This window comes from Rhizobium sp. rho-13.1 (genome assembly GCF_007000305.1).
GTDB lineage: Bacteria > Pseudomonadota > Alphaproteobacteria > Rhizobiales > Rhizobiaceae > Rhizobium > Rhizobium rhododendri.
Window position 1 is genome coordinate 116,222 of record NZ_SCFL01000001.1, and the last position, 22,466, is coordinate 138,687.

Annotated in this window: 30 protein-coding genes and 2 tRNA genes; 29 read left to right on the forward strand and 3 right to left on the reverse strand. The window is 59.7% G+C overall.

From position 1 onward, the window contains the following. Positions 1 to 6: 6 nt before the first annotated feature. The 9 genes from EQW76_RS00745 to EQW76_RS00780 all read left to right on the forward strand — a co-directional run bounded on the left by EQW76_RS00745 (position 7) and on the right by EQW76_RS00780 (position 3,172). Positions 7 to 324, forward strand: coding sequence for a hypothetical protein (locus EQW76_RS00745; RefSeq protein WP_244616896.1), 318 nt, complete (start codon positions 7 to 9; stop codon positions 322 to 324). Continuing rightward, the gene (locus EQW76_RS00750) at positions 296 to 955 is read left to right on the forward strand and encodes a hypothetical protein (protein WP_142822372.1); all 660 of its coding nucleotides are present in this window, start codon (positions 296 to 298) and stop codon (positions 953 to 955) included. The genes EQW76_RS00745 and EQW76_RS00750 overlap by 29 nt, the downstream gene beginning before the upstream one ends. Before the next feature lie 110 nt (positions 956 to 1,065). Then, positions 1,066 to 1,140 (forward strand) — tRNA-Met (locus EQW76_RS00755). A 125-nt stretch (positions 1,141 to 1,265) separates the two neighbouring features. Continuing rightward, positions 1,266 to 1,344: transfer RNA gene (locus EQW76_RS00760), tRNA-OTHER, on the forward strand. Positions 1,345 to 1,620: 276 nt separating this feature from the next. Next, the gene (locus EQW76_RS00765) at positions 1,621 to 1,848 is read left to right on the forward strand and encodes a hypothetical protein (RefSeq protein ID WP_142822373.1); all 228 of its coding nucleotides are present in this window, start codon (positions 1,621 to 1,623) and stop codon (positions 1,846 to 1,848) included. A gap of 101 nt (positions 1,849 to 1,949) precedes the next feature. Further along, positions 1,950 to 2,252 carry a hypothetical protein gene (locus EQW76_RS00770; RefSeq protein WP_142822375.1) on the forward strand — a complete coding sequence of 101 codons (303 nt, stop codon included), beginning with the start codon at positions 1,950 to 1,952 and terminating at the stop codon, positions 2,250 to 2,252. A gap of 219 nt (positions 2,253 to 2,471) precedes the next feature. Continuing rightward, positions 2,472 to 2,615 carry a hypothetical protein gene (locus EQW76_RS28975; RefSeq protein WP_153816601.1) on the forward strand — a complete coding sequence of 48 codons (144 nt, stop codon included), beginning with the start codon at positions 2,472 to 2,474 and terminating at the stop codon, positions 2,613 to 2,615. Then, positions 2,612 to 2,806: a hypothetical protein gene (locus EQW76_RS00775; RefSeq protein WP_142822376.1), complete on the forward strand. Its 195-nt coding sequence runs from the start codon at positions 2,612 to 2,614 to the stop codon at positions 2,804 to 2,806. Before EQW76_RS28975 ends, EQW76_RS00775 begins: the two co-directional genes overlap by 4 nt. Positions 2,807 to 3,001: 195 nt before the next feature. After that, the gene (locus EQW76_RS00780) at positions 3,002 to 3,172 is read left to right on the forward strand and encodes a DUF3309 family protein (RefSeq protein WP_142823574.1); all 171 of its coding nucleotides are present in this window, start codon (positions 3,002 to 3,004) and stop codon (positions 3,170 to 3,172) included. Positions 3,173 to 3,578: 406 nt separating this feature from the next. Here the strand turns inward: EQW76_RS00780 and EQW76_RS00785 are convergent, their stop codons facing one another. Next, a complete protein-coding gene (locus tag EQW76_RS00785) occupies positions 3,579 to 3,878 on the reverse strand; it encodes a hypothetical protein (protein ID WP_142822378.1) in 300 nt (99 codons plus the stop codon). Between the two features lie 296 nt (positions 3,879 to 4,174). Here EQW76_RS00785 and EQW76_RS29590 point away from each other — a divergent pair, with 296 nt between their 5' ends. The 13 genes from EQW76_RS29590 (at position 4,175) to EQW76_RS00855 (ending at position 14,707) form a co-directional block, all read left to right on the forward strand. Further along, entirely contained in the window at positions 4,175 to 4,381 is a 207-nt protein-coding gene (locus tag EQW76_RS29590) for a hypothetical protein (RefSeq protein ID WP_244616898.1), read from the forward strand. Then, a complete protein-coding gene (terL, locus tag EQW76_RS00795) occupies positions 4,338 to 5,819 on the forward strand; it encodes a phage terminase large subunit (RefSeq protein WP_142822381.1) in 1,482 nt (493 codons plus the stop codon). Before EQW76_RS29590 ends, terL begins: the two co-directional genes overlap by 44 nt. Before the next feature lie 7 nt (positions 5,820 to 5,826). After that, a complete protein-coding gene (locus tag EQW76_RS00800; RefSeq protein ID WP_142822382.1) occupies positions 5,827 to 7,683 on the forward strand; it encodes a phage portal protein in 1,857 nt (618 codons plus the stop codon). Positions 7,684 to 7,776: 93 nt separating this feature from the next. Next, entirely contained in the window at positions 7,777 to 8,061 is a 285-nt protein-coding gene (locus EQW76_RS00805; protein ID WP_142822383.1) for a hypothetical protein, read from the forward strand. A gap of 313 nt (positions 8,062 to 8,374) precedes the next feature. After that, positions 8,375 to 9,580 (forward strand): DUF2213 domain-containing protein, encoded by a 1,206-nt coding sequence (locus EQW76_RS00815; RefSeq protein WP_142822387.1) that lies wholly within the window; start codon positions 8,375 to 8,377, stop codon positions 9,578 to 9,580. A 15-nt stretch (positions 9,581 to 9,595) separates the two neighbouring features. Continuing rightward, positions 9,596 to 10,342, forward strand: a complete 747-nt coding sequence (locus tag EQW76_RS29275) for a hypothetical protein (protein ID WP_203452791.1) — start codon at positions 9,596 to 9,598, stop codon at positions 10,340 to 10,342. A 19-nt stretch (positions 10,343 to 10,361) separates the two neighbouring features. Next, positions 10,362 to 11,339 (forward strand): DUF2184 domain-containing protein, encoded by a 978-nt coding sequence (locus tag EQW76_RS00825; protein ID WP_142822389.1) that lies wholly within the window; start codon positions 10,362 to 10,364, stop codon positions 11,337 to 11,339. Positions 11,340 to 11,352: 13 nt separating this feature from the next. After that, positions 11,353 to 12,006 carry a hypothetical protein gene (locus EQW76_RS00830; protein WP_142822390.1) on the forward strand — a complete coding sequence of 218 codons (654 nt, stop codon included), beginning with the start codon at positions 11,353 to 11,355 and terminating at the stop codon, positions 12,004 to 12,006. Between the two features lie 55 nt (positions 12,007 to 12,061). Beyond that, positions 12,062 to 12,556, forward strand: coding sequence for a DnaT-like ssDNA-binding protein (locus EQW76_RS00835; protein ID WP_142822392.1), 495 nt, complete (start codon positions 12,062 to 12,064; stop codon positions 12,554 to 12,556). Beyond that, the gene (locus EQW76_RS00840; protein WP_142822393.1) at positions 12,556 to 12,918 is read left to right on the forward strand and encodes a hypothetical protein; all 363 of its coding nucleotides are present in this window, start codon (positions 12,556 to 12,558) and stop codon (positions 12,916 to 12,918) included. The genes EQW76_RS00835 and EQW76_RS00840 overlap by 1 nt, the downstream gene beginning before the upstream one ends. Beyond that, a complete protein-coding gene (locus EQW76_RS00845; RefSeq protein WP_142822395.1) occupies positions 12,915 to 13,184 on the forward strand; it encodes a hypothetical protein in 270 nt (89 codons plus the stop codon). Before EQW76_RS00840 ends, EQW76_RS00845 begins: the two co-directional genes overlap by 4 nt. Continuing rightward, on the forward strand, positions 13,185 to 14,237 hold the full coding sequence (locus tag EQW76_RS00850; RefSeq protein WP_142822396.1) for a head morphogenesis protein: 1,053 nt from the start codon (positions 13,185 to 13,187) through the stop codon (positions 14,235 to 14,237). It abuts the gene before it with no gap. After that, positions 14,237 to 14,707 (forward strand): hypothetical protein, encoded by a 471-nt coding sequence (locus tag EQW76_RS00855; RefSeq protein WP_142822397.1) that lies wholly within the window; start codon positions 14,237 to 14,239, stop codon positions 14,705 to 14,707. The genes EQW76_RS00850 and EQW76_RS00855 overlap by 1 nt, the downstream gene beginning before the upstream one ends. On the opposite strand, the gene EQW76_RS00860 is transcribed toward EQW76_RS00855, so the two are convergent. Continuing rightward, positions 14,664 to 14,861, reverse strand: coding sequence for a hypothetical protein (locus tag EQW76_RS00860; RefSeq protein WP_142822399.1), 198 nt, complete (start codon positions 14,859 to 14,861; stop codon positions 14,664 to 14,666). The genes EQW76_RS00855 and EQW76_RS00860 overlap by 44 nt on opposite strands. A gap of 18 nt (positions 14,862 to 14,879) precedes the next feature. On the opposite strand from EQW76_RS00860, the gene EQW76_RS00865 reads away from it, so the two are divergent. From EQW76_RS00865 to EQW76_RS29595, 4 genes are all read left to right on the forward strand, one after another. Next, positions 14,880 to 15,323, forward strand: coding sequence for a phage tail terminator-like protein (locus EQW76_RS00865; protein ID WP_142822401.1), 444 nt, complete (start codon positions 14,880 to 14,882; stop codon positions 15,321 to 15,323). Positions 15,324 to 15,379: 56 nt separating this feature from the next. After that, positions 15,380 to 16,111: a hypothetical protein gene (locus EQW76_RS00870; RefSeq protein WP_142822402.1), complete on the forward strand. Its 732-nt coding sequence runs from the start codon at positions 15,380 to 15,382 to the stop codon at positions 16,109 to 16,111. Further along, positions 16,111 to 16,542, forward strand: a complete 432-nt coding sequence (locus EQW76_RS00875; RefSeq protein ID WP_142822404.1) for a hypothetical protein — start codon at positions 16,111 to 16,113, stop codon at positions 16,540 to 16,542. Before EQW76_RS00870 ends, EQW76_RS00875 begins: the two co-directional genes overlap by 1 nt. A 182-nt stretch (positions 16,543 to 16,724) precedes the next feature. Next, positions 16,725 to 16,895: a hypothetical protein gene (locus EQW76_RS29595; RefSeq protein WP_153816602.1), complete on the forward strand. Its 171-nt coding sequence runs from the start codon at positions 16,725 to 16,727 to the stop codon at positions 16,893 to 16,895. 6 nt (positions 16,896 to 16,901) lie between these two features. On the opposite strand, the gene EQW76_RS00880 is transcribed toward EQW76_RS29595, so the two are convergent. After that, positions 16,902 to 17,210: a hypothetical protein gene (locus EQW76_RS00880; protein ID WP_142822405.1), complete on the reverse strand. Its 309-nt coding sequence runs from the start codon at positions 17,208 to 17,210 to the stop codon at positions 16,902 to 16,904. A 57-nt stretch (positions 17,211 to 17,267) separates the two neighbouring features. On the opposite strand from EQW76_RS00880, the gene EQW76_RS00885 reads away from it, so the two are divergent. From EQW76_RS00885 to EQW76_RS00895, 3 genes are read left to right on the forward strand one after another with little or no spacing between them, the layout of a single operon-like run. Next, complete coding sequence (locus EQW76_RS00885) at positions 17,268 to 21,125, forward strand: phage tail length tape measure family protein (protein WP_142822407.1); 3,858 nt, start codon at positions 17,268 to 17,270, stop codon at positions 21,123 to 21,125. A gap of 3 nt (positions 21,126 to 21,128) precedes the next feature. Further along, positions 21,129 to 21,863, forward strand: a complete 735-nt coding sequence (locus EQW76_RS00890) for a hypothetical protein (RefSeq protein WP_142822409.1) — start codon at positions 21,129 to 21,131, stop codon at positions 21,861 to 21,863. Next, the gene (locus tag EQW76_RS00895; RefSeq protein WP_142822411.1) at positions 21,863 to 22,462 is read left to right on the forward strand and encodes a hypothetical protein; all 600 of its coding nucleotides are present in this window, start codon (positions 21,863 to 21,865) and stop codon (positions 22,460 to 22,462) included. The genes EQW76_RS00890 and EQW76_RS00895 overlap by 1 nt, the downstream gene beginning before the upstream one ends. Positions 22,463 to 22,466 lie beyond the last annotated feature (4 nt).

Below are 22,466 nucleotides of genomic sequence, written 5' to 3' on the forward strand. Positions count from 1 at the left end.
GGGACGATGCACGAGATCAGGAACCAGTATGGCGATGGTCACTTGGTTATGACGCTCCGATGCATCAGGCAGACGAAAAACAACCGCGACGAGTTGTGGAGCGAAACCATCGGCGCGATTTCTGATATATTGATCCAGCGCCCGGATTGGTCAATCGATAGGGCCGGAGACGTGCTGGACGCCTTCGACCAGGTTCCGCTCGGTGTATTGCGTGGGAAGGCGGTGGCGCGTCGTCCGTGGCCCGTCAGGGCAACACTTCGAACTCTTATCTATCAGCAATTGGAGGCTATCCTTGATGAACCAGAACAGCGCCTTGCGGTCTGAACTATCCGAAGAAGCCGCACTGATGGCTGACCTCAGCACTGTCGTCAAAGCACGGTTCGTCGAGGCTGCCGACACGATGCTCCATCTGGACGTGAAGGGACTGCGCCCGGCCGCCGTCAAAGCTTTTTGGCCAGAGCATGTCCTCGACTACAAGGAAGTGAGGCTCCGGTACCGGCCGTCATCCGCCGCGATATCCCGGGCGGAGGAAGTCATGTACGGTTGGCTGCTCGACTACGTCCACCAAGATCGCCGCGCTCTGGTCGGGAAATGGTCGATTTGCCTCGCCGCACCGCATATCGAAGGCTCTTTCCGAGAATATTGCCAGAAAACGAACCGAATTCGTAGGACAGCGGAACGATGGCTAAATTCTGAGTTTACTAGCGTTTCCAGTTCACTGCTTAAATTCGCTCAAACGTTACACGAGCCGAATTGGTCGAGGGTGTCGCCAATGATGCCGAATTCATCTACTGGTTTGCATAAGGTTGGAACACCTGTCGACAAGAGCATCTCACACTGGTTGCCAGCGGATGCAAAGCCGATATTCGATCCTGCCAGCCCTGAACTTGAGGCGCTGATCAAGCGTATCGAACGGGGCAACCGTCGCCGGCAGGGCCGGAAGCAGGCGGCATAGATATCTCGATTGGAGAGCCGCGAAGGCGCACATGTAGGGTTCGACCCTGCACCCGGCGCTGAAGCCATGGTCCGCACCTGTGACGCGGATGAAACAGCGGCAGATTTACGTGCGGTGGAGCAGCCCGGTAGCTCGCCAGCCTCATAAGCTGGAGGCCGCAGGTTCAAATCCTGCCCCCGCAACCAAATACCAAGGGGAAGCCATCGCGCCCCGACCACAGATGTCGCTGAGAGCCTAAGGGATAGCTCAGTGCCGATGGCCAAGCCGGGAGGGTAGCCCGGCAACTAATTCGATCTGCGCAGAACAACGGGCTCCTATAGCTCAGCTGGATAGAGTACCCGCAGCCCGAGAGGGACGGAAGGTCGTCGGTTCGAATCCGGCTAGGAGCCCGCTGCGTGGGCAAGAACACTGCATGCATCCGAACTCCTGGGTTCAACCAGAGACGCGGACCTACAGGTCAGCTAGGGTGTATGCAGGACCAGATCGAGATGGATGGCTAAGCCCATGGCGGCAAAGCATCGCCCTTAACCTGGGATTGGGCGGTGGCCTGACGCGGTAAGCTATCCGCACCATCTTGATACCATTCAAGCCACCCACGGTTCACGCCATCAGATGGCTTTGTCATCCGCGCCCGGCGGTACCCGGGCCAACAAAGGAGAAGACGCATGAACGTCCCCGTAAGCAGATCCAAATTCCGACTGGTGTCCAAGAACGAAAATCAGGCGGGTTTCTCGCTGAATTTCGAGCCCGTCACCTCCGGCAGCGCTGAGAACGATCGGTTCTTCAAGTTCACCCCATGGGGCAAGCTGGAGATCGGCACCATCAACGCTGACGCCGCGAACGGCTACAAGGTCGGCAAGGAATATTATCTCGACCTGATCGAAGCCGAATAGCCCGTTTCCTCCCAAAGGAAGCCACCAGAGAGCCACCCCACCGGTTTGACAGCCGATGCGGTGGCTCTCTCATTTCAGCCTACCAACCGAAAGGAAACAGCATGAACAAGCTTCGAAGTATTGCCTTCTGCGCCATCGCCCTCTTGGCCGGCGCATTCATGTCGATGCCCGCCAACGCCTCAGTCCCGATCGAGCCCGGCATTCACGCCCTCGCGTCCCAAGGCATCTGCCATCCGTCGCCGGCCATCTTCGATGTCGATCATGTCGCCATCGCCGCCGATCGCCAGGTGGACGCGGCTTCCTCGCACGTCCTGGTCCGAAGTACGCCGATCACACAGATCGCTTCCTCTACACCTTCCGTCGGCCGCAAGCTTTCGCCTATCGACATCCGAATGCGATGCTGACTGACACCGGCCTGTAATTCTCGACCCCGAACAGCTTCACGGCTTTCGGGGTCGTTCGATGTCCCGCTTTGTGTCCTCTCCGGAGGATAGAGACCGAGCCATCCATTTAATGCTGAGGCTACACCATGAACCAGCACTGGCATTGCCGCATCGGCAGGATCCGGCTCAAGCCCGGGCAAAAGTTGATTTGTGATCAGCCCTGCGGGAATTTCTTCTGAGATGGCCGGTCGGTTCAAGGTGCTGCGCTACCGCCTCGCAAGGGTGCCGATCATCGCCCTGCATGTGAATGGCCGCAAGCTATTCGACAAGCGCTATACTCCGGCCATCCGGGCTATGTGGAAAGTTGGAGACTACGGGAAGTGAGCCACACCTTGATCCCCGACCATCGGGACCGCATGCTCGCCCTTGAGAACGTCGCCAACCGACTGCAGAAGCACTGCCGGATCGTGAACGTCCAATGGAAGCCACGGACGGCGCCGGCGTTCAACGGGATCTTCATTGGGTCGCCTCCGACCAAGAACGGCTGCTTCGCCACATCCGCATCGGACAACTGACATGCGCAAACGAGCCATCATAGTGAGCATCGTCATTGCTGCCGCCTTTATCGGGGCTGGACTTCTGATGCTGCCGGGATGTGCGAGGTATCAGCCTCCCGGCGCTGGGATATGGCGGGCGCTTCAATAGATTTGTAGAAAATTCCTGCGCTGCGGTCGAGGCCAGTAGAAATGATCTTGCGCAATTTACAAAGGATGCACCCGCTCCTTGGCACAATTTTGCTAATCGTGCTGATTTTGCTCCTCGTCGGCGCTCTGCCTAACTGGGGATACTCCGGATCATGGGGTTATGGCCCCTCGGGTGGCTTAGGCCTCGTGGTGGTGATTGCCCTCGTTCTGGTCCTGTTGGTAGAATTTAGACGGTAGGAAAATTTGATCTATTGCTGAACTGCGGCGCCAGTCGTAGTCAACTTAATCACCTTGCCTGACCGGGTTAGTCTCGTTCTGATGACAATCGCTCGGATCGAAAATCCACTAAACAAGACCGCCAAAATTATACTCATAATGAGGAAAGGCAGTGCCAAATCACCTGCCGATCTGAATTCTTGCGTGCACGGTACGATAAAACCAATACATGCTCCGAACAGCAGAGACGCTACGAACAAGTGATACTCGTAGTCTGCTAGGGCGCTCGCATCGACCATGCGTATGGTTATCTGCTCAGGCACGTGGACGGTAATATTGAAAGCTTGGGATGGGTTTGGCACCGCTGAGGCGGAAGAGTTCGTTTCGACCTGTTGCGGCGCGGCGTCACCTGGGTTTGAAAGGTCCGTCATTTAGACCTCGTATTTAATTCGGGCCAAAGGTTTGGCGGCAGAGTGCCTGCATACTGGCCGCCCACCATCGCCGGGCTGATAAGGACATGGATGTTTCCTCCTGCATTACGTGAAACAGCCCCTAGTCCATTGATGATTACTTGCCGAACCATTTCGTTAGCAATCGGAACAACGTAAACGGTTCTTAATGGCCTAACCCAAGCGTAAGGAATGAGAACCTCTTTTAGTTTCTCATTCCAAGTATCCCATTGAGCGCTGGCTGGCTCGTTGATGTCCCAGGACACGACAATATGCATCTTAAATCTCGCTTTTTGGTTGCGTCAGCATATCGACAAACAAGATCGTTTCGCAAGATCGATCGAATTGTGGAAGGGCATTGTTCGCTACCCAATGAACTTGCAAAAGAATCCTAGTCGAAAGTAGACCGAAATAGATGGCAGTCGGTAAAAAAACCGGGGGGCGGCAAAAAGGCACCCCAAACAAAGCCACACAGCGCCGCCAGCGCGAAGTAGCGAGGTCGGGCGTCACTCCCCTTGAGTACATGCTCAAGGTCATGAGGAACCCCAGGGCGGACAGCGCGAGGCGAGACGATATGGCCAAAGCTGCTGCTCCGTATGTCCATCCAAAACTCGCGTCCCTGCAGCATACCGGCAAGAACGGCGGCCCGATCCAGACCGTGGACCTGACCAAAGCATCGGAAGAGCAACTCAATGCACTCGAAGCCATCTTTGGCCCGCTTGCCACCGGCAGCGGAGATGATGAAGGCGATACGAGCGGAGAGGGCTCGGAGAGCGTCTGAGGCAGAGCGGGAAAACATTGCCCGAGACGCCGAGCGCATCCGGGCGCGGTGCCGGACGCTAGAGGGGTTCATCCTAGAATTCTGGTCTGTCCTTGAGCCGAAGAAGGAACTCCGGTTCGGCTGGGCCCTCCGGGCGATGTGCAAGCATCTGGAGGCGGTGACCGAAGGCAAGATCCAGTTCCTGATGATGACTGTGCCGCCCGGCATGATGAAGTCGCTTCTGCTGGTATTCTGGACAGCTTATGAATGGGGCCCCTGCGAACGGCCTGACATCCAGGTCCTTGCGACATCGTACAGCCAGCCGAACGTGTTGCGCGACAACATGAAGCTACGCCGGCTGATCGAGAGCGACAAGTTTCAGGCCATCTGGCCGCTGAGGCTTCGGGACGATCAGAACGCCAAGGGGAAGTTCGAGAACACCGGCAGCGGGTTCAGCGAGGCCCGGCCGTTCAGCTCTATGACCGGTGGTCGTGGCGACCGCGTCAAGATCGACGATCCGCATTCGACCGAAACAGCCGAGAGCGACACCGAGCGTCAGACCGCTGTCCGGATCTTTCGCGAAGGCATCTCGGACCGTCTCAACGATGTGACCACGTCAGCCATCGTCATCATCATGCAGCGGCTTCACGAGCAGGACGTCGCCGGAGTGGCGCTGCAGCTGGATATCGGCTTCATCCATCTCAATCTGCCGATGGAGTTCGAGCCCGATCGAAAGTGCATCACCTATGTCGGGGGAGAGCTGTTCTTCGAGGATCCTCGGACCTTCGAGGGGGAGCTGCTCTTTCCGGAGCGGTTTCCTGCCGAGGAGATCGAGCGCCTCAAGAAGGCCAAGGGGTCATACGCCTACAGCGGGCAATACCAGCAACGCCCTGCGCCTCGATCGGGAGGCATGTTCCAGCGGGGCGACTTCGAGATCGTCCAAGCTGTTCCGGCCGGCGCGATGCGCTGCAGGGCATGGGACTTCGCGGCAACCAAAGCGAAACCGGGCAGGCAGCCTGACTGGACCGTCGGTCTGAGGATGGCCTATGTGGGCGGTATCTTCTACGTGGAAGACGTGGTCCGCGACAGGTGGTCACCCGCCGACGTCGAGAGAAACCTGAAGAACACGGCCACACAGGACGGCCTTGAGATCAGGATCCGTATCCCAGAGGATCCAGGCGCTGCCGGCAAGTCCGACGCTGCGACCAAGATCAAGATCCTTCGCGGCTATGACGTCAAGGCTATCCGGCCCACCGGCGAAAAGTCGGTCCGTGCCAAGCCCGCTTCTGCCCAGGCAGAGGCCGGGAACGTCAAACTGATCGAAGGTAGCTGGAACAGCACGTTCCTCGACGAGGTCTGCTCGTTCCCGAACGCCCAACACGATGACCAGGTCGACGCCTTCGCTGATGCTCTGAACGAGCTGGCGCTGGGCTCGACCTTCACGCTTGCCAACATCTGAGGAATTCATGGGCGACATCATCACTATGGTCCGTGACAGCCTCACGAGCCTGGTGTCCCGCATGGGCACCGATCGAGACAAGGCCGCGACGACGTTCTACACGCAGCCTGTGCTCACCGACGATCAGATCGTTGCTGCATATCGTGGGTCGTGGCTGCCGCGGAAGATCGTGGACATTCCCGCGCTCGACGCGTGCCGCAAATGGCGGGATTGGCAGGCCCAGAAGCCACAGATCGCATCGATCGAAGCCGAAGAGAACCGCCTGAACGTCAAGGGCAAGGTCCTTGAAGCCATGAAGAAGGGCAGGCTGTTCGGTGGAGCCGCGGTGCTGATCGGGACGGGCGACGCCTACCCATCTGAGCCCCTTGATGTCGACCGGATCGCCAAAGGCGGCCTGAAATATATGACGGTGATGACCCGTCGATCTTTGACGGCAGGCGAGGCTGATCTCGACCTATCATCGGAGTTCTACGGGAAGCCGAAGAACTATCAGGTGACCGGTGCCAGCGGTGTCACGCTGACCATCCATCCGTCACGGCTTGTGATCTTCAACGGGAACATGACACCTGACGATGGGATGGATTTCTATGCGAACCAGGGTTGGGGCGAAAGCATCCTCGTCTCGACGCTCGACGCCATCAAGAACGCCGACAGCACGGCCGGCAACATCGCCTCGCTCGTGTTCGAGGCCAAGATTGACATCATCCGCCTGCCCAACTTCATGGCCTCACTCGGCAATGAGGAATACAAGCGGAAGATCCTCGAGCGATACACGCTGGCGAACACGGCCAAGGGCATCAACGGCACACTGCTGCTCGACAAGGAAGAGGAATACGAGAGCAAGTCTGCCTCGCTTGCCGGCCTGACTGACATCCTGATGGCCTTCATGCAGATCGTGTCCGGTGCTGCCGATATCCCGGTGACACGCCTCCTCGGGCAGTCGCCGGCCGGCATGAACGCCACCGGCGCCAGCGACATGAAGAACTATCACGACCGTATCCAGTCGATGCAGGAGCTTGAACTGTCGCCGGCCATGAACCGCCTCAACGAATGCATTATCCGTTCGGCCGATGGCGCCCGGGACCCGTCGATCTACTATCGTTGGTCTCCCCTCGAGCAGATGTCCGAAGCGGAGCGGGCCACGATCTTCAAGACGACAGCGGATGCTGCCCGGCAACTGGTCGGAACCGCAACGGGCCAGGAGATCATCCCGCGCGAGGCTGTTTCCGACGCACTGGTCAATCGACTGGTCGAGGATGGCGTTTTGCCAGGACTTGATTCCGCCATGGCAGAGTATGGAAAGCTGTCTGAACAGGATCCCTCGGAAGAAGAGACAGCCGCTGCTGCTGCCTCGCAGGCCAGCAAGGTCCCGCAACCCCAGCTGAAGCTGGTTCAGACCGCCGCAGATGCTGCGCCTCGCACTCTTTACGTCAGCCGTAAGGTTCTGAACGCCGAAGATCTGATCTCATGGGCGAAGGGGCAGGGGTTCACGACCACGCTTCCGGCAGATGAGCTTCACGTCACGATCGCATACAGTCACACGCCGATTGATTGGATGAAGGTCGGGGAAAGCTGGGCCAGTGAACTGAAGGTCGGACCCGGCGGCCCGCGCCTCATGGAGCAGTTCGGCGAAGCGACGGTCTTGCTGTTCAAGTCGGTCGAACTCGATTGGCGCAATCAGCAGATCACGGATCTCGGCGCCTCGTGGGATCATCCTGAGTACCAAAGTCACATCACCATCAGCTACGGCGGCGCACCGGCGGATCTCAGCAAGGTCGAGCCGTACCAGGGCGAAATCGTCTTGGGCCCGGAGCTGTTTGCCGAGGTCAAGGACGACTGGAAATCCGGAGTGTCTGAGGAATGAGCCTGTTTGCCCTGACCCCACTGACCTTCGTCATCATCGCGACGGCTTTAAACGTGGCCTTCGTCTGGCTCACCTATCCGAAAGGAAACGGCAATGACCGAAGTCGATAGCACCTCTGACGAGCGGACGGTGAATAACACGATGCGCCACAAGTACCGCGTCCTCTCGGATGCCGAGAAGGCGCAGATGCAGGCGGTTAAGGACAAGGGGCAGGAGTTCCTTGATCTGATCGAAACGCTGCGGACACCATCCGTCCCGATGGGCACGAACGCGGATGGCATCGAGATGGCCATGGGCACGGTCGATCGGGAGCTCACCATTGCGGTCGAGCGCATCGAGGAAGCCGTGATGTGGGTTGTGAAACACATCACGGCATAGCGCTAGGTCGGCTGAGTTGCCACAAGCAAATGCCATCGGATAGCGCCCTGGGCAGGGCTATGCTGCCGATGGTTTTGAGACGGGAGTTGAACGCCCTTGTTTGAGGCAATCTCATCTCCGCATCCCTTGCAACGGTAGATACCGGCATAGTCAGGGGTCGTGCCTGGCTTCCAATCTTTGGTGAAAGCATCACTGGGATTAGCTTTTTTTACGTTCGTTTCGTCGACATACAGCGCCATCTCATCCTCCTATTGGCGCGATCAGATGATCATCAATTCAACTAAGAGTCGACTCGGGCTCTGGGATGTATCCAATGAAATTCACCGATGCTGTAGCGGTGTCCGGCAAGCGTCGGACCACCGATGGATACCTCGTGGCCGAAGCTCGGTCCGTTCGCACCGGTGTTCAGTTGTACGCCGGCAGCGAGGTCGGCAAACCTGAGATGCCTGTCGTTCGCGTCTACCGTCCGGCCGATCAGGTCTTCGCACAAGACAGCCTGCAGAGCTTCAGTCACGCGCCGGTGACAATGGATCATCCAGAAGAGTCCGTGACCGCCGACAACTGGAAGCAGCTGGCCGTCGGTGAGGTCAGCACGGCAGCCAAAAAGGATGGGGAATGGGTACATCTTCCCCTGATCCTCAAGGATGCTGCAGCTATCCAAGATGTCGAAAGCGGCAAATGCGAGCTTTCCGCCGGATACGACTGCGAACTTGTCTGGGGAGACGGAGTGACAGCCGACGGCCATCCTTACGACGCCCGACAGCAGAACATCAAGATCAACCACTTGGCCATCGTCGATCGCGCCAGAGCTGGTTCACAAGCTCGCATTGGAGACAGTGCGATTACCTGGGGCGCCGCCCCGATTTCAACCAACGACAAGGAGACAGTCCCTATGACTGACGTACTTCGAACTGTGGTCGTGGACGGACTGTCGGTTTCGACAACCGATCAGGGCGCACAGGCCATCGCCAAGCTGATGAAGGATCTCGAGTCCTCTGCAGCAAAGTTTGCTGATGCCGAGAAGACAGGCGCCACCACGCTCGCCGACGCGGAAAAGGCCCATGCCGCCGCCATCGCCGCCAAGGATGCCGCCCTTGCCGAAAAGGACAAGCAGTTGGCTGCCAAGGATGCTGCCCTGGACGCCGAGAAGGCCAAGGTCCTCAGTGATGCCGATCTCGACAAGCGTGTCGCTGCCCGCGCCTCACTCGTCACCATCGCCGGCCTGCTCGCCAAGGACGTCAAGTTCGACGGTCTGAGTGATGCCGCGATCCGCAAGGCCGTTGTCACCACCGTTCTCGGCGATGCTGCGGTCAAGGATAAGGCCGACGCCTACATCGACGCCCGGTTTGAGATCCTGGCCGAAGATGCCGTCAAGAAGGCCGCCGACGGAGACCCGCTGCGCGACGCTCTCGCCGGTGGTCTCGTTCATGTCGGCGATGGTGATAAGGCCGTCACCGACGCCTACACCAAGATGATTGCCGACATGCACGCCGGCAACACCACCGCAACCGCCAAGTAAGGAGGAGACGTTCAAATGTCGACCTATCAGACTTCGTATTCGAGCGCTCCCGCGAAAGGCCTTCCCGGTCAGGTCGCGAACGAGGAGCGCAGCAACCGCATCTCCCGTACCGTTGAAACAGCTGCCGGTATCGCGTTCGGCCAGCCGGCGTTCCGCGGCGCCGGTGACCACGGCGTCATCGCTGGTGCTGCCTTTGCCGCAACCGGCACCGCATCGGCCGCCGCCGGCAATACTGGCACCTCAACGGTCAGCGCGCCTGTCATCACGGCCGGCGCCAAGTCCGGGCGCTACCAAGCCGTACTTCAGGCGACTTCGGCGACCGCCCAGTTCCAGGTCTTCGATCCTGAAGGTCTGATGATCGGCGTCGGCAAGGTCGGCACGGCATTCTCTGCCGGTGGCGTGGCCTTCACGATCACCGCAGGCGGCACCCCGACGGTCGGCGACACCTACTACATCGATGTCGTCTTCACCTCGAACGGCATCTTCGTCGGTCTCGCCATCCTGAGCCCGGCAGTTCCGCCTGTCGCCAACGGCGCCACGTTGGTCGATGGCTACCCGCAGTACTTCACTGGTGCCTTCATGACCGAGGGCCAGATGTACGTCGTCGCGGGGGCTGCCGTGAATGACGGTGACCGGGTGTACTGGAACCCGGCGACCGGCCGCTACACCAACACTTCGACGCATGTGCGCATCCCGAACGCCGTATTCGATACGACGGGCGTGGACGGCGGCATCGTCGAAATCTCCATCCGCAACCGCTAAAGGCTGAGAGGATCACGCCATGAATCAGATAATCCGCCCGCAGCCGTTTAAGGATGCGCAGGCCGCGTTCCCCTTCGTCATCGGACAGGGCCGAAACGTCGAGACAAAGATCTACCAGAAGCGTTACCCGACGTTCAATTACGGGCTTCACGTGCCTGTCGTCACCGAGGGCAACGAATGGGCCATCGGCACCATGTTCTTCACCGTCGACGTCGCCGGCGAGGCCAAGTTCATCTCCGGCGCCGCCAACGACCTTCCGTTCAGCGCGGCCACTCGTGACCAGGCTGCCCAAGACTTCGCCATGATCGGCGCTGGCTGGGAATGGAACATGGAAGAGATCAATCAGGCGGCCCTCTACGGCATCGCCCTGAGCGACGTCAAAGCCATGAGTTCGTCCCAGTCGATCGAGCGGCTGCTGAACTCGGTCGCCATGGTCGGTTCGACCGAGAAGAACTGGAAAGGCTTCTGCAACAGCTCCCAGGTGTCTCGCGTCGACGTCGTCAATGACGGCACCGGCTCGTCCACCTACTGGTCAGCCAAGACCAACGACCAGATCCTGCGGGACATCAACGACCTCCTGTCGAGCGTTCGCAAGAACACGAAGGAAGTCGAATGGGCTGACACCCTTCGTCTGCCCCCGGATGCCTTCCGTCTTGTCAACAGCCGTCGTCTCGGCGCCGGCGATGGCGTGCTAAACCTGCTCGACTATCTGCGGAAGAACAACATCTACACCGCAGAGACCGGCCAGCCGCTCGACATCATGCCGCTGCTCGAACTGGCCAACGCTTCGAACGCCGGCGGTGGTCGCATGGTCGTCTATCGCAAGGACGAGGAAGTCGTTCGCTTCCACCTTCCGATGCCTCGCCGCGTTCTCCCTCCTCGTCAGAAGTCCATCATGGCTTTCGAGCAGGGCGCCATCGCTCGTACCGGTGGCACCGAATGGCGTCTGCCAGGCGCAGCAGCCTATGGCGATGAGATCACCCCACCGGCATCGTGATAGGAGATCCGACATGAAGGTCACCAACAATAGCGAGGCACTGCAGGGCGTTCACACGCTTGGCGGTGTCGCCTACATCCTGCCGGGGGAGACCCGCGAGGTCGATCTCAATGCGGATCAGGCGGATCGGGCGGCAAAGCTCGCCTTCTTGACGCTGGAAGGAAACCCGGTGAAGGGAGAGGTCAAGTCGACCCTGCTCAACACGGTCGACGTCCCTGACAACGAGATCGATCAGCTTCGGCAGCAGCTGGAAAGCTCGACTGCCGATGTTTCCCGGCTGAACTCGTCCCTTGACGACGCGCTCGCAGAAATCACGCGTCACAAGGGCCTTGTTGCCAATCGGGATAAAGAGATCGCCGATCTTAAGGGCACGTCCGGCGAGATCAACGACCTGAAGGTCCTGATTGGCGAGCGTGAGGCTGAAATCAAACAGCTGAAGGATTCGTTGGCTGTCGCCACGCAGCAGCAGGGCACCAGCCAGAGCCAGCAGACAGTGACGCCTGTCGGCCCATTTGAGGTACGGGACACCTCAGCCGGCTGGTTCGGCATCTTCGGCGCCGACGGCAACCAGGTCGGCAAGAGCATCCGCTCCACCGATGCCGATGCTTTCCGCGCCATGGCGCCGGAGGGTCAGCTGGCCTACCTCACCGCGCCGGCTTCGGTGTGACGCTCATCGTCCCGGCGGGAAACCGCCGGGCACTCTTTCATTCCGGAGAAACGACATGGCTGGCTATGGCTCAAATGACGGCTTCAGGGCTTATGCGACCGACGCCGGCTATGTTGTTCCGGATGGCACGAGCGATGCTCAGATTGCCGCTGCCCGTCAGCGTGGTGCTCTGGTGATCGATCGGTACGAGGCGAAGTTCTCTGGCCAGCGCACAGGCGGCTTTGCCCAGGACCGCGCTTGGGGCCGCACCGGAGCCCGGACCTACTACGGGGAGGCAATCCCCGACGGGCTAATACCCGTCGCCATCATCAATGCGAGCTATGAGGCTGCCTTCCTCGAATTGACCAATCCGGGCAGCTTGTCGCCGGTGGTAACTGGATCATCGACGGTCAAGCGGGAGAAGATTGGACAGCTTGAGATAGAGTACGCCGCATCGTCGTCCACCTCGATCGATGATCTCGTCGCCATGGCAACACCGGTGGTCACTATCATCGAGGGGCTGCTCTGGCCGTTTCTCATCCCGATCCTGCCCGCGATACTGTGTGTCTGATGGCTAATCCGCTCTATGCCCGCCTTCAGGCGACGGCCGATCGATTGCTAAAGAAATACGGACAGGTCGGCGCCATCAAGCGCAGCGTGCCGCCAGATCCGGTCCTTGGTGGCGATGCCGAGCCGCAGACGTTCCCGGCCAAGCTCGTGCCGATGACCTACGACCAGCGCTACGTGAACGGGACATCGATCCTGACAACGGACCGCGAGCTCTACATCAGCTCTGTCGGCTTGGGCATAGTGCCCCAGGTCGGCGATATCGCAACTGCCGGCGGCGTGGATTACCTGATCATTGCCGGGGACCCGAACAACTACGACGGCCTGACATCGGTCGTCTTCATCGTCCAAGGGAGAATTATGTGATGGTCCAGGTTGAATTGCTCAAGGGTTATCGTCGCCGCGGTGTCGGGACCACAATGGAAGTCACTGAAGGCCTTGCCGACGGACTGGAAGCAATCGGTCTTGCCAAGCGCATGGATGCCGCACCCGAGCCGGAGCAACAACCAGAGGCCGTCGAAGAGCCAACCCAGGCAGATGCCGCGGAGCAGGCGCGTACCGTTGACCTCGTCGAAGATGAATCAGTCGCCGAGTTTAATCGCCTGCATCCCGAAGCCGAGGCCGTCAAGTAATTGGCCACTCTTCGCCAACAGCTCAACGATCTGATCGACAAGCTCACTCCGGACATGGAGAAAGCCTTTCACGCAGCAGTCGACGACTTGAAGTCCGAAGTCGTGATCAAAGAGGTCGTGGCGAAGCTCGAACAGAACGACGTCGCCGGCGCGCTATCGGCGCTGCACATCGATCCGACAGCATTCCAACCTCTGGCCGACGCGATGCGTGCTGCGTACGGCTCCGGCGGCTCACTGGTTGCTCAGGCGCTACCGCAGCTGTTCACGCCTGACGGCACCCGCGTTGTGTTCCGCTGGGACGTCAGCAACCAAGCGGCTGAAGCGAACATCCGCGACCTGTCATCGAAGCTGATCACCAATATCAGCGGCGGGACCGTCCAGGCTGTCCAGCAGGCGATCGTCAACGGCTATGCACAAGGGCAGGGCCCTGCTGCCATCGCTCTAGACCTCGTCGGACGTCGGAACAACGTAACAGGCAAGCGTGAAGGCGGGATCATCGGGCTCAACGGCCCGCAGTCGGAACTGATTGCTCGGACGCAGATCAATCTGGCATCTGGCGACCCGGTGCTGATGAAAAAGTACCTTGACCTCAATACCCGGGACAAGCGCTTCGACGGCGCCGTGAAGAAGGCAATCGCTGCCGGCAAGCCGCTCGATGCAGCCACGGCGACGAAGGTGCTGGCGCGGCTGCGCGACAAGAACCTCAAGCTTCGGGGCGACACGATCGCCCGAACGGAAACCGTCACTGCCGTCTTGACGGCCAAGCACGATGCCTACCGGCAGGCGCTCGCCAAGGCCAACCGCGACGAGACGCTTGTGAAGCGTAAGTGGCGCAGCTCTGGCAAGATCACGGTGCGGCATACCCACCAGATCCTGAACGGCCAAGAGGTGGTTGGAATGGATCTTCCCTTCGTTTCCGTCTCGGGCGCGATGCTTCGCTATCCCGGAGACGTTGGGTTAGGCGCGCCAGTGTCTGAAATCGTCAATTGCGAATGCGACGTCGACTATGTCTTCGATTTCGCTGAGGCGTTCGCTCGATCCAAGGGGCGGTAATGGCCGAAGCTGTTTCGTTTGCTGCATCGGTATCTGAATGGGCAAAGAACGAGCTTGGTGCTGCGAAAGCCATATTCCAACTGGCTGCCCAGACGGTCGCCAACGAGGTGAAGAAGCCTTTGGCGGATGGGGGTGCCATGCCCATCAAAACGGGCAATTTAAGACGCTCACTGATGGCTTCGACCGCCGAAATGCCCACGGTCAAGACGGATCAGACGACTTTCACAGATGGCGGGATTGAATTGGTCATCGCCGGCGCCGAACTTGGCTCGACGGTATTTCTCGGCTTCCAAGCCGCCTATGCCGCGCGCATGAACTACGGCTTCGTCGGAACGGACAGCCTCGGCCGTGTCTACAATCAGACGGGATTTGCCTTCGTCGACAAGGTCGCCCAGCGATGGCCTCAGATCGTGGCAGAGGCAGAAGTCACGGTTCGGGCTCGCTTTGAGGCCGCCCCTTCTCAAGCATGATCACCATCGCGCGCTGGATCATGTCCGTGTTGCGCAGAAACAGCTCCACAACCGCCTGACCGCCTTCGGTCGCGCCTTTTTGCCCCTTGAATAGGCCGTGAGCCTTATCGAGGAGGGCGTAGATTTCGCGATCGGTAAGTTCGTCGTCGGCCATGGGCCAAGAGGTAGCAGAATGGCCGACACGGTGGAAATGAAAATCTACCAGGCGCTGCTGATCAGAATTCAAGCGCTCACGTTGCCGACCGGGATGACGCAGGCCGCAAATGTCGCTCTCCCGGGCATCACCTTCGTGCCGACGGCGACAACGAAGTTCATCAGCATCGAGGTCCACTTCAATAAGTCGATCGAGACAGACCTGTCGCTGGTGATGGACCCGATCCGCCAAGGCCTGCTGCGCGCGAACGTCATGTGGCCGAAGGGCTCGGCAGTCGTCGACGGAATCAACCTTGCTGGCCAGATCAGAGAGTTCTTCCGGCGCGGCACGAAGCTTCTACGCGCGGACACTCAGGTCCGCATCGACGAGGATCCGGAAGTCGGGACGCTCGATACAGGCGACACCCATACCACCATCCCCGTCACCGTGCGGTGGACATGCCAACCACAAGTTCCGGCCTGATGGCCTGCCATCCCTGCGCCTTTGGCAAGCGCATCAGACCTTGAGAGGAAACTCAAATGCAACTCAATCCAGTGGCCGGCGCAAAATTCTATATCGGCCCCGCCGTCAGCAATGTCCCCGATGATGCCGATCTGACCGCAGCCAACTTCACCGCCGTGACATGGACAGAGCTCAAGGGCTGGCAGACCATGGGCGCCGTCGGCGATGCCGCGACCCTGATCAGCGAGGACATCATCTCGTCCGGCCGCACGCTCAAGGCCAAGGGCACCCGCAACGCCGGCTCGATGCAGAACAACTTCATCATCCTGCCGAACGACGTCGGCCAGATCGCGATGATCGCGGCTGAAAACACCGACTACAACTATCCGTTCCGTATCGTTTTCGACGATGCTCCCCCGGCTGCAGTATCAACCGTCACGGTCACCATTGCCACGCCAGGCGTCTTCACTGCGTCGGCCCCGCTTGCTGCCGGCACTCCGGTGAAGTTCTCCACCACTGGCACGCTGCCGACCGGCATCACGGCTGGCACGACCTACTATGTCGTAGCGCCAAGCGGCAACACCTACAGCGTGGCAGCAACTGTCGGCGGTGCGGCAATTGCCACCACAGGCACACAGACTGGCGTGCACACGGCGACGACTGTGACTGCCGGCACCATCAAATACTTCTACGGCATCGTCATGACTGCCCAGGAGAACGGCGGTGGCGCCAACACCTCGCGCCTGCTGCAAGCGAATGTCGAAATCAACAGTGCCGTCATCACTGTTTCGCCGGTAGGTGGCGCATAATGGTCGTTCAGAAGAACCAGGGCGCTTTGCCAGAATTCATCGACCTGACGCCGTTCGATGACAACCTCCAGATCCAGGAAGAGGGGATGTCGGTCGATATCGTCAACCCCGCTGGCAAGGCGACCGGGCTCAAGATCGTGATCTACGGCCCCGACAGCACGCGCGCCGAACAGGCCGTCAAGGAACTGGCTGCCGAGATCGAGAAGGATTCGGCGGCAGACGGAGACCTCGGCGGAGACACGCCGGAGGCGCAGAAAAAGCGCTCGATCGCGTATCTCGCCAAGATTACCAAGGGCTGGAACGTGCCGATCGGCGCTGACCGTCTGACCTACTCGGAAGAGAACGCCCGGGCGCTGTACGCCAAGTACCCGTTCATCAAGGACCAGGTGCAGTTCAAGGCCGACCGTCGGAGCCTTTTTATCAAAAGCTGATCGGCAAGCTTTGCCGTCTGATCGTCGATCAGCATAACAGGAAGAGGCTGCGGGTACCTGTCGCGGCCTCACACGTCTGGTTCTGGTTCCGGGAACTCGATAGCCAGCGCGGCAGCAATGGCTATGGGCCAAACCCTCTCGGGTTCCAGGAGATCAAAGCCTGGGCCGATCTCCGGGGCCACATGCTGAAGCAATGGCACATCGACGCTCTCGTCGCGATGGATCTCAAGCGCCGGGTCGTTTCCGCCAAGGCCGCAGATGCCAAGGACAAGAAGGAAGAGCAAGCATCGGTCTCTGAGCGCCCGCTGAGCCCGCAACTCTTCGACGCCTTGTTCCCGGCAAAACGAAAATAGGCCAGACTATTGGCACTGATCGGCGGATTGCAGAACAAGGTTGCCACCGTAGATCATGAATGGCTGAAAGCCAGTGTAGCCACCGCTTGCGTTCTTCAGGTTGACGAAGCCGCATAGGTTGGCGGGGTCTGCCGGAGAGTGGTGCAGCTTAATAAGCTGGGCGGCGTATGGATCACCTGTTTGGCTAATCAGCTTATCTAGAAGAACACTGATGTCGCTTGGCGCAACCGCACCATCGGAACCGTCCATCACTTGTTGGGCACCAGCGCCAGACGTCACCGTCACCACCGCAACTACCGCTATCAAGAACCGCATCTTTCTTCTCCGTTTTGTGACGGGAAGATAGCGCTAAGCGCTCGCAAAGGTAAATAGATGTCCGTCAGCCAGCTTGGGTTCCAGATTGATAGTTCGCAGGCAGCTTCGGCCGCCAGTGATCTTGATAAGCTGACGTCCTCTGCTTCGCGTGCCGAGCAGGCTGCCGGTAAGACGGGTGCGGCCGGCACGCGCATGTCGCAGAGCTTCGGCGGGATCAGTGCCGCGCTCGACAAGATCGTCTCTGGCCTCGATCGGCTGGAAAAGTCCAGCATGTCGATTGATAGCCGCCTTGAGGCAATGGCAAAGGGCGCCCTCACTGCGACATCGGCCACGAAGGCTCTCGGAGACGGCGCGAAATCGGCGAGTGACGGCGTTGATCAGCTTTCCACCAAGCTTCGGCAGGCCGCCAACGACAGCAGGACGTTCGGCGATCAGGCTTCGCATGTCACGGCATTCCGGAATGAGATAGATCGCCTGACCGCTAGGTATGCGCCGTTGCAGGTCGCCGCGAAGCAATACCAGTCGACGGTTGCGGATATCCAGCGCGCGAACCGCCTTGGTGTCATCAGTTCTGAGGAAATGACTGCCGCTCTGAACAGGGAAAAAATCGCATACGACAAGGCGCAGAAAGGCAAGTCGAATAATAGTTTCCAGACCGCGAACATCACTTCGCAGTTCCAAGATATCGGCGTCACGGCAGCTATGGGTCAGTCTCCTGCGACCATCGCGTTGCAGCAGGGATCGCAGCTCGCATCTGTGCTCGGCACAACGGGCGGTGGCGTAAAGGGAGTTGCCGGCGCGCTGGCTGCTGGTGTTGGTTCCCTCCTAAGCCCTCTGAGCCTCGCTACTGTCGCATTCACGGGTCTCGCCGCCGCTGGCGTTCAGTACGCCATGAACACCGGCGACAAGGTCAAAGAACTTGACGATGTGCTCGACGACCATGCGAAGTACATCAAGGCAGTCGAGGATCGCTACGGCTCGCTCGCAGAGAAGGCGCGCGGCGCCTCCATGGAAAGCGCCAACGTCCTGAACTTTCAGGGCAGCACCGACAAGCGTGTGGTCAAAAGCGCCACCAACCAGGCACAGTACGCCGCCTTCCAGCAGACTGGTTCGATCCTTGGCCGCGTCAAGGGCGGTACCGAAGGCGGGAATGACCTGTCGGTGGACAGCGCATACAAGCCGATTGAGGATGCGCTGAGGCGTCTCCGTGGCGAAGCAAAAGCTGGCAAGCCTGACTTCGACGCATTCTATGACAGCCTCTACAAAGCCGCTGCCCTTGATCCGAAGTTCGCCAAGAAGGCTGATGAGCTTGCTCCGTTCATCGAGAAGCTTCGCGAAGGCACCAAGGCCCTCGAGGACTTGGCGCGCCTTCAGCGTGCCGTCTTCGATGATCGCGGCCCTACTGGAACGCTTCTGTCGCAGGGGACTACGAACAAAGCCGACATGGGCAACTATGCGGCCTTTCAGGCGCAGCAGGCAGTCGCCGCAAGACGTCAGCAGCAGAGCCAGGATGCGCAAATCGCCAGCATCAACGCTCGTTCGGCCGAAGAGAAGGCTGCAGCGGCTCGCGGGTCGGCTGCGGCTGTCTACAACAACGATGAAAGCCCGACGCAGCGCAGCATGCGTATCGCTTCGGCCGGCGCCTTGTCGCGAGCTCAGTCTGAAAAGGAACTGTCGGACGCGCAGCGTGATCGCTCGCTCAGCCTCGAGAAGCTGCTTGACGACCAGCGCAACGAAACCAGCATGATCGGTGAGACCGCAAATGCCACGGACGATCTGCGTCAGAAGTACACCCTCACTGCAAACCTTCGCGCCGAGGCAGCCCGCAAGGGCATAACCGACGAACAGGAGTTCCAGAAGGTCTACGGCGGCGAGATCGAAGCCATAGACAAGGTCATCGACAAGCAGCGCGAACTGATCACGCAGCGTGACATGATGATGTCTCGCACCAATGCCGCGGTTGCCCAGACAAAGTACGATGCTGGCAACGTCGGCGCCTTGGCGGACCTCAGGCGCACCCAGGGAGCGGCTCTCGGTGCCATAGGGGCGAAGACACCTCAGCAGCTTGCCGACGCAGCCCGCGCCCGCGTGCTGGCCGAGCCTGTCGATCCCGGCAAGGAAAGTCAGGAAGTTCGTCAGTATCGAGCCAGCGCGGCTGCTGCACTCGCGTATGCTCAAGCTGAAGACCAGCTGAAGGAAGCCCAGAAGAACCGATCTCTGAACCTTGAGAAGATGCTGTCCGACCAGCGCAACGAGGCGGACCTGATCGGCAAGACTGGCGGGGCTGCTGCCGCGCTGCGCAAAGAATATGAACTGACCTCAGCGGCAAAGCTTGAGGCTGCCCAGCGCGGCCTTGAGGTTGACAGCGCGGAGCTTGCCAACATCAAGGCCAAGGCCGCCGAACTGGGCAAGCTGACCGATGCCTACAATCAGCAGAAGTTCACCTTCGATCTCAACCAGCAGAACAGCGATGCCCGGCTTAGCCCTCGCGATCAGCAGATCACGACGCAGTTGCGTCAGGCCGGCTTGCCGGAAGACCTCAACGGGGCGAATGCCAAGGCTGCCGGTCAATCCATCGACTGGTCTGCTAACAAGGCGGCTACGAAGAGTTTCCTATCCGACTTCGAGCAAAACCTCGTCAATAATGGCGGGAAGATCGGCAAGAGCTTTGCGGACTCGCTGAAAACAGCGCTCATGGCGGAGACGTCCAAGCTGTGGGACGGCATCTTCGACAAGCTGGGCAATGTCGTCGCGGATTGGCTCACGGGAAAGTCGGGATCCGGCGCTTCCGGTTCAGGGGCGGGCCTCGGCGCCATCGGTGCGATCGGCGGCAAGCTTTTGGGCGGCGCAACAGCTGCAAACGACAACAAGGCGGTTTCTGGCACCGGTGGTGCGCTTGGATTTGTCGGCAACTACAAGAGCGGCGTCGATCCACGTCTGACGGACATCCTCAGCACGGCGGCCACGAAGTTCCCGGGCTTCAAGGTTGACGCGATGTCCGGTCTTCGCGCCGGCGATCCTCGGTTCCACGGCAAAGGCCTTGCGACGGACGTATCGCTGACCGATCTCGCCTCAGGTTCGAAGCTCGCCAACTATCAAGATCCGTCGACCTTCGGCACCTATGAGAAGTTCGCTCAGACCGCTCGATCTGTGCAGATGGACAAATATCCCGAGCTTGCCAGTGATTTCCGTTGGGGTGGCTACTTCGGCGGCGGCAAGGGCAAGTATGGCGCCATGGACCAGATGCATTTCGATCTTGGCGGCAGCAAGGTTGGGATGGGCGGCGGCAGTTGGGACAAGGGGCTGAATTCCGGCCAGTCTGCACTCTGGGGTGGCGTCCAGAGCAAAGGCATGACGGATGCCGCCAAGGCCATCGACAAGCTTACAGCGTCATCTACCGACGCGAGCAAGGGCCTTGGCCAGTTGGGGCAGTTGTCGACGAGCTTCTTTCCGTCCGCACCTTCCGCTGGCGGGGCTTCCGGCGGCGGGATCGGTGGGTGGTTCTCGTCTCTCTTCGGCGGCGCGTTCAAACCCATCGGAGGCCAGGCCGCAAAGGCTGCATCGGGCAGCATTACAGGGCTCTTTGCCGGCGGCACGAACTACGCGCCGGGTGGTATGGCCATCGTTGGCGAGCAAGGACCTGAGTTGGTCGATCTCAATGCCGGTGACCGCGTGATCAACAACAACAGCATGCGCAACATGATGGGCAGCGGTGGCGGGAATAGCCACGTCACGGTCGGCGTAGCCGTCGATAACAACGGCAACCTGTCCGCTCACGTCAAGAGCATCGTTCATGCCGAAGCGCCAGGCATCGCTCAAAACGCGGCTCGTCAGACGGTAGGAGACTACGACAAGCACCAGGTGCGCGGCGGCTTCGGCGACAACAACAGACAGTATGCGAGCCGGAAGGGATAGCGGATGGCGGTCTACATCAACCAGCCGACAGTGCCGATCTTGGCGCTTCGGCCGAAGCGGGCCAGCTTCGATAATCCCGGCTCGTCTATCGACGGTGGTGTCGACGGTAATGGCATATCGATCGGCATTGAAAACTCAGGTGGCGGATATGTCTCCGCCACCTATGAGGAATGCGTGCTGCAAGGGAGCGATCCGGAACTGCATGAGATCGTCAACTGGCTCGGCGCGCGCGGGAATGGCGGGTATCGTTATTTCAACGTGCCGATCATCAACGATGGCATCGGGCCGTTCCCATTCATTCGTGGCAAACGTCGACCGATCATTGATCATATCCCGCATTCGGACGGTGCATTGTTCTCAGACGATTCTGGATATTCACAGGCCACCGTCTACGGCGCGATGTCTGGCGCGGCTGGCCTCAACGCCGGCATCATCAGTATGCGCGTCTACGGTGCGGCGCGGCCACTCCGTTGGTCGGATTGGTTCTCGATATACCATCCCACGAAAGGATGGCGAGCCTACCGCTATTGGGAGGTCATCAGTAAGACGGACGAGGATAACCCGGTCTATCAGCTGGCCATTTCTCCCCCGCTGCGGGAAGCGGTCGACGATGCGACCCGGGTCGAGCTCGCGCGCCCGATGTGCGTCATGAAGTTCCCCAAGGGATTTACGCTGCCGTGGTCATATGAGGCTTGGTATCAGTCCCGCCCAACACTTCAGTTCGTCGAGGCTTTTTGATGGGATGGGTGCCAGACAATGTCATCGAAGAGATGCGAGGCAGCCATCAGCTTGGGATTTTCCTGCGCATCGATACCGCGCCGGCGCTTCATCTCTATTTCGGTGTCAACGACGTGCCAATCGGGTTTTCCAGCGTCGATCCTTCTGGAACGGTCTATCTCGGCGGCGGCCGGCTCGAAAGCATCCCGAGCCTTGAGATCCTGGTGAATGGGACATCGGACGCCGTAGACTTCACGCTATCCGGTATCGACCCGGTGACAGGCTCCAATACGCTCGACGCCATCCCAGACGTTCGCGGCAAAGCCGTCCAGATCGGGCTGACCACGCTCGATCGGTACTTCCAGCCGATGAGCAGCATCATTCCGATATGGACCGGGACGGCATCCCATCCGACTGAAGCCAGCCCTGCCATCAAGCAGGGTGACACGCCATCACTGACGCTTGGGCTGACCGTCGCAGCGGGCGAAAACACCCGGTCGCGTCCGTCCCGTTCTCTCTGGTCAGACGCGATGCAAAAGTCGGTCTCTCCAACCGACGACTTCTGCAAGCAGACGGCGCGCATCGCACGCGGCGTCCAGCCCACCTGGCCGAATTACTGAGGCA